Annotated in this window: 3 protein-coding genes; 1 reads left to right on the top strand and 2 read right to left on the bottom strand. The window is 59.9% G+C overall.

Annotation, left to right across the window (positions count from 1 at the left end):
- Positions 1-310: 310 nt before the first annotated feature.
- Positions 311-1,120 (bottom strand): hypothetical protein, encoded by an 810-nt coding sequence (locus tag ACF1A5_RS33770; RefSeq protein WP_128638076.1) that lies wholly within the window; start codon positions 1,118-1,120, stop codon positions 311-313.
- Between the two features lie 456 nt (positions 1,121-1,576).
- On the opposite strand from ACF1A5_RS33770, the gene ACF1A5_RS33765 reads away from it, so the two are divergent.
- Positions 1,577-2,860: an IS256 family transposase gene (locus tag ACF1A5_RS33765; protein ID WP_209923685.1), complete on the top strand. Its 1,284-nt coding sequence runs from the start codon at positions 1,577-1,579 to the stop codon at positions 2,858-2,860.
- Positions 2,861-2,880: 20 nt separating this feature from the next.
- Here the strand turns inward: ACF1A5_RS33765 and ACF1A5_RS33760 are convergent.
- Positions 2,881-4,073, bottom strand: a 1,193-nt coding sequence (locus ACF1A5_RS33760; RefSeq protein WP_392196660.1) for an ArsA-related P-loop ATPase, incomplete at its 5' end; no start/stop codon positions are given.

The raw sequence follows: 4,073 nt of genomic DNA, 5'->3' as shown, positions 1-4,073 counted from the left end.
AAATAGGCGCTAGAATCGTTTCTCACGTCCCCGGCGCACCCTGTGCCGGGGACGTGAGAAACCACTACCTCACCGGCCGCCGGCACCACCGCAGACAGGCGAAGGAAAGGTGGCTACAAGACCGCGATTTCGACCTCCGATCAGCGGTCCCCAGCATGCCGACCTCTACGACATCTTTTCGGGCCGGCATCTGCACACAAGAAGTCAAACCTGCGAAACGCCACGCTAAAAAGCGGATAGACCGCAAACGATGTCCGGGCTTGGCTGTCAGCTCTTGAGCTCGCCGACCCACAACACCTCAAACAACCCGTTACTCAAGTCGAAATATGTACGGAGAGTTCGTTTCACCGTCGATACGACGCTGAAACTCAACTTGGACTTGCTGCAGCAACTCGAGGTCGTCCCAAGCAGATGAGTGATCCTTGCTCTGTTCTCGAGAGTCAAACAACAGATTCACCCACCGGGCATTGTGGGATGACCACATCACAAAGAAGACATCCGGCCACATCACCCAGACGGTGTCTACGCCAACAATCCCGTCCAGTGGGTTCAGAAGGTGTGCCACGATAGGAGCAACGTCCATTTCAACGACGGGATAGTCAAAGGGATGGGCAATCAGAAATATGTTCTTCGAGTGCGCAACCCTCACTTTCTTGTTTAGTTGGCGGAGCGCGCGATCAATCTGATTGAGGCCTTCACCTGCCAGGACCTCGTTTACAGTCGTAACAGCTGCGGTGAACGTCGTCACCATCGGAATTTCGCCACGCCCAAGGGATTGATCAATCGTGGCGTCAAACTTTCGGTACCAAAGACCAATCGATTTCACTTCGAAGTCCGCAAACCTCTTATTCGCCAAACCCATCGACGATATGGGGCTGCGCTCCGATTTCGAATGCGAAAGATCGAAGATCAAGTCTGGTTCGCCAGCACAATCAACGCTAGTCGGCGCACAGGCTAGGAATGCAGTCGTTGAAATGGCGGCTAGGTCCTCGCCCGATCTCACTTTCAGTTTTCGAAGCACCTCGTGCGGCAACGCACGGCAGAGCTCGTCGACCGCCCACCATAAAGTTCGTTGCGGTATCACCACTACGTCACTGCCCTTTGCGCCCGGATCGAGCATGAACTTATAGTCGCACATCGCAAAGCAAAGCCCCGGGAGTTCGGGTCACTTCAATCCCGGGCTTCGGCGATAGCATCAGCGGTCACCAGCATGTCGATCTCAACAACATTGGTTCCGCCGGCATCGGTGACGCGCACGGTTACTCCGGCGAGCTTGTGTACCGTCGGTCATTGACCGCAGAGGGGAAACCGAGATGCTGTTGTCTTCCTGGCGAGTGTGTATCACCGAGAGTCGTGTGGTCCGACCCCGGATCACGGCATACCGGAGCGCGGCGAGAGAAGCCGTCGCCACCATATCCAGCCAACGAAAATGACCAGCCAGAAGTCGATTCCTACTCCCGTCAGGCCTTACTCAACGCCGCCAATGCATCTGTGCCGACGGGTTCTTCGGGAGTGTTTCTTAAACGGTGTTTCGGCCCGACACGCTGGGTGAATGCCCGGCGAGAAGGGTGCCGTGATGACGACACTGGATGATGTGACGAAGAAGAAGTCGACACCACCGTCGGCCGAGGAGGCGGCGGCAGCGGAGCTCGTGCGCTTGGCGAGAGAGCAGGGCCTGTCGCTGACGGGCCCGGATGGGCTGCTCAAGCAGTTCACCAAGACGGTCCTGGAAACGGCATTGAACGAGGAGATGACCGAGCATCTCGGGCACGACAAGAACCAGGCCAACCCGGATCGGGCATCAACAAATATCCGCAACGGCACTCGGTCGAAGACGGTACTGACCGAGTCGACCGGGCAGGTCCCGATCGAAGTCCCCCGAGACCGCGAAGGGACGTTCGAACCGCAGATCGTCAAGAAGCGGCAGCGTCGGCTCAACGGCGTTGATGAGATCGTTTTATCGTTGTACGCCAAAGGGTTAACGACTGGGGAGATCAGCGCGCACTTCGCTGAAATCTACGGTGCATCGGTCTCGAAGGAGACGATTTCTCGGATCACCGACAAGGTGATCGAGGAGATGCAGGATTGGTCTGCACGTCCGCTCGATGAGGTGTACGCCGCGATCTTCATCGATGCCATCGTGGTCAAGATCCGCGACGGCCAGGTCGCGAACAGGCCGATCTACGCGGCCATCGGGGTGAGCCTGGACGGGCGCCGCGACGTGCTTGGTTTGTGGGCCGGCACGGGCGGCGAGGGCGCCAAGTTCTGGATGAGCGTGCTCACTGACATCCGTAACCGTGGCACCAAAGACGTTTTCTTTCTCGTCTGCGACGGTCTCAAGGGCCTGCCGGAGGTTGTCGAGCATGTGTGGCCGGCCACCACGGTCCAGACCTGTGTGGTGCACCTGATCCGCAACACCTTTCGGCTCTCGGCACGTCAGCACTGGGACGCACTGAAGCGGGAACTGAAGCCGATCTACACCGCGCCGAGTGAGGCAGCGGCGCGGGCTGCTTTCGACGACCTTGCCGAGAACTGGGGCAAGCGGTATCCGGCGATCATCCGGCTATGGGACAACGCGTGGGAGGAGTTCATCCCGTTCCTTGACTATGACACGGAGATACGTCGAGTCATATGCTCTACCAATTCTATTGAGTCGCTGAATGCGCGCTACCGGAGGGCGGTCAAAGCTCGCGGTCATTTCCCCAGCGAGCAAGCCGCGCTCAAATGTTTGTACCTGGTGACCCGTTCGCTGGACCCGACAGGCAAAGGTCAGGCACGATGGATCACACGGTGGAAACCCGCTCTCAATGCCTTCGCGATCACGTTCGCGGATCGTTGGCCCGGATCAGAAACCTACTGATGAAAACGGCCGAAACACCGTTAACGAGATAGTCCCGGTTCTTCGGCGAGCATCGGGACGATGGCGGTTCGCTGGCTGTATTTGTTTGTGATGCTGTCGATTTCGGTGATCTCTCCGGCTGCGCGTTGCTGCAGGAGCGTCGAGGTCGGTTCGGCTGCCGCGAGGGAGTTGTTGACCACCCACGCCCAAGGGTGAATGCCTGCGCGTTGCAGGTCGGCTTGCAGACCGGCGGCCTCGAGGACAGGTGTGGTTTCAGCGAGGGTCACGAGTAGGACTTTCGTGGCGTTCGGGTCCTGGAGCCGCATGAGCGGGGTGGTGAAGTTCGTGTTCTCACCCATTTGGCGGGCGATTTCCCGGTGGTAGGAGCCGGTGGCGTCGAGCAACAACAAAGTGTGCCCGGTCGGGGCGGTGTCGACGACGACGAATTTGCGGCTCGATTCGTGAATCACCCGCGAAAACGCCTGAAAGACCGCCACTTCCTCGGTGCAGGGTGATCGGAGGTCTTCGGCGAGGTTCGCGCGTCCGCGTTCGTCGAGGTTCTTGCCTTTGGTGGTCAGAACCCGGGTGCGGTACTGCTCGGTGGCTTCGGCGGGGTCGATTCGGGAGACCTGGAGGTTGTCGAGTTCCCCGTTCAAGGTTTCTGTCAGATGTGCGGCCGGGTCGGTGGTGGTCAGGTGCACCTGGTGGCCGCGTTCGGCGAGGGCGACAGCGATGGCGGCTGCGATGGTGGTCTTGCCGACTCCGCCTTTGCCCATGCACATGATCAGGCCGTGATCGTCGGTGTCGAGTTCGTCGATCAGGGATGAGAGCGGAGCACTGGGTAGCTGCAGGGCCGGGTCCGCTGAGGCGGCGGATACCGGGCTGAGGTCGGGGGTGAAGAGGCTTTCGAGTGCGTCGATGCCGACGATATTGGTCGCTTTGAGCGGGACCTGATCGGTGGGCAGCTGCGCCAATTCGTCGGGCAGGCCGGCTATCGCGGCTTGTTCACGCCGGTAGATCGCGGTCGCGAGTGGATCGGTGTCGTCGCCCGGTGCCGGGAGGACACCGTTGATCACGACATGCTGATGGGTCAGTCCGATGTCGGCGAGTTCGCGGTGGGTGCGGGTAATTTCGGCGAGCGTCGAACGCTGGGCGCGCGAGACCAGGACGAGGCGGGTCCGCTGCGGATCTGCGAGCGCGGCAACAGCGTCAGCGTAGATGGCTCGCTGCTTCT

The organism is Streptomyces sp. NPDC014864 (assembly GCF_043081525.1).
Classification (GTDB): Bacteria; Actinomycetota; Actinomycetes; order Streptomycetales; family Streptomycetaceae; genus Streptomyces.
The sequence above is the reverse complement of the archived record's forward strand: the minus strand, read 5'-3'. Positions and strand labels throughout refer to the sequence as shown.